The sequence below is a fragment of the Rhodovulum sp. PH10 genome, assembly GCF_000293785.1.
Classification (GTDB): Bacteria; Pseudomonadota; Alphaproteobacteria; order Rhizobiales; family Xanthobacteraceae; genus Rhodoplanes.
The window spans coordinates 1-1,800 of the sequence record NZ_AKZI01000204.1 but is presented as its reverse complement, the minus strand read 5'-3'; the positions used below and the strand labels follow the sequence as shown (position 1 = coordinate 1,800).

General features: G+C 67.2%; 2 protein-coding genes and 1 pseudogene. All 3 read left to right on the top strand.

Annotated features, from left to right (window positions below):
• Positions 1 to 269, top strand: a pseudogene (locus A33M_RS25160) (IS3 family transposase); the annotation flags it as partial.
• A gap of 77 nt (positions 270 to 346) precedes the next feature.
• A complete protein-coding gene (locus A33M_RS25155) occupies positions 347 to 1,432 on the top strand; it encodes an IS5 family transposase (protein WP_008391930.1) in 1,086 nt (361 codons plus the stop codon).
• Positions 1,429 to 1,737, top strand: coding sequence for a hypothetical protein (locus A33M_RS21470; protein WP_008391928.1), 309 nt, complete (start codon positions 1,429 to 1,431; stop codon positions 1,735 to 1,737). Before A33M_RS25155 ends, A33M_RS21470 begins: the two co-directional genes overlap by 4 nt.
• Positions 1,738 to 1,800 lie beyond the last annotated feature (63 nt).

Genomic DNA, 1,800 nt, shown 5'->3' with positions numbered 1-1,800 from the left:
ACGATCTCGCCCTGATGCGGCGGCTCGACGAGCTGTTCACGACGTGGCCATTCTACGGCTCGCGCCGGCTCACGGCGACACTTCGGGCCGAGGGACGGCTCGTCAACCGCAAGCGCGTGCAGCGCCTGATGCGGCTGATGGGGATCGCCGCGCTGGGGCCGAAGCCGAATACGTCGAAGCCGACGCCTGGCCACAAGATCTTCCCGTATCTGCTGCGGGACATGGCGATCGAGCGGCCGAACCATGTGTGGGCGGCGGACATCACCTATCAGGCTGTTGAAAAACTCCGCTCGCCTCGGCTGAGGGGGCGTGATTCACTCCTCGGAGTGGACCGGGGAGGCGGGCGGTGCGCGGAACGGACGAGCGGACGGGATCGCTGTTCAGCTATGTGGACATCGAAGCACGGGTTCGGAAGGACCAGCCGCTGCGAACGATCCGGGCGGTGGTCGATGCGGCGCTGGCGGCGTTGGAGACGGATTTCTCGGCGCTCTATTCGCGTGCGGGCCGCCCTTCGGTGGCGCCCGAACGGTTGCTACGGGCGATGCTGCTGCAGGCGTTCTATTCGGTCCGCTCCGAGCGGCAATTGATGGAGCGGCTCGAGTTCGATCTCCTGTTCCGGTGGTTCGTCGGGCTCGGGATCGACGAGGCGGTGTGGGATCACTCGACCTTCTCGAAGAACCGTGACCGGTTGCTGGAGGGCAACATCGCCGCGAAGCTCCTCGCAGCCGTGCTGGCCCAGCCGCGCGTGAAGGGTCTGCTGTCGAGCGACCACTTCTCGGTGGACGGCACCCTGGTCGAGGCCTGGGCCTCGATGAAGAGCTTCAGGCCCAAGGACGGCTCCGAGGAGCCGCCCGGCGGTGGTGGCCGCAACGTGGAGAGCGACTTCCACGGCGAGCGCCGGAGCAACGAGACGCACGCCTCGACCACCGATCCGGAGGCGAGGCTCTACCGCAAGGGACGCGGCAAGGAGGCGAAGCTCTGCTTCATCGGCCACGGCCTGATGGAGAACCGGTCCGGCCTGGTGGTGCAGGCCTGCCTGACCCAGGCGGACGGGCATGCGGAACGCGAGGCCGCCCTGGCCATGATCGAGCCGCGGGCCGACCGTCCCTGCGCGATCACGCTCGGCGCCGACAAGGCCTACGACACCGAGGACTTCGTGAACGAGCTGCGCTCCATGCGGGTGACACCGCACGTGGCGCAGAACACCAGCGGCCGACAATCCGCCATCGACAGGCGGACGACCCGGCACACCGGTTATGCGGTCAGCCTGTGCATCCGCAAGCGGATCGAGGAGGCGTTCGGCTGGATCAAGGCGGTGGCCGGGCAGGACAAGACCCGGTTCAGAGGCGTCTCCCGGGTCGGCTTCGCGTTCACGCTGGCTGCAGCGGCCTATGATCTCGTGCGCCTCCCCAAGCTCCTGGTGACGGCATGAGCAGGCCGAACACGGAGGGGCTGAAGGGCAAGTGGCGCATCGTCGAGATGCCCGGCTTCGCGCTCGATGTCACCGCGCCGGCCTACATCGCACTCGACGGCCGAGGTGGTGGCGAGATCGTCTTCAACGCCCTCACGGCGACGCTCGATTGCACCATCGCGACCGATGCCGCCGACTTCGACTGGCACGGATCCGACGAGGTCCGTGGCGACGGCTTCGTCGAACTCCAGCTCGACGGCTCCCTCGAAGGCGAGTTCGCCTACGACAACGGCGACGACTCCACCCTCAAGGCACGGCCAGGGTGATTTTCAACAGCCTGCTATATCCCGATCGGCCGCGGTTTCCTCTACCTGGTGGCGATCATCGAC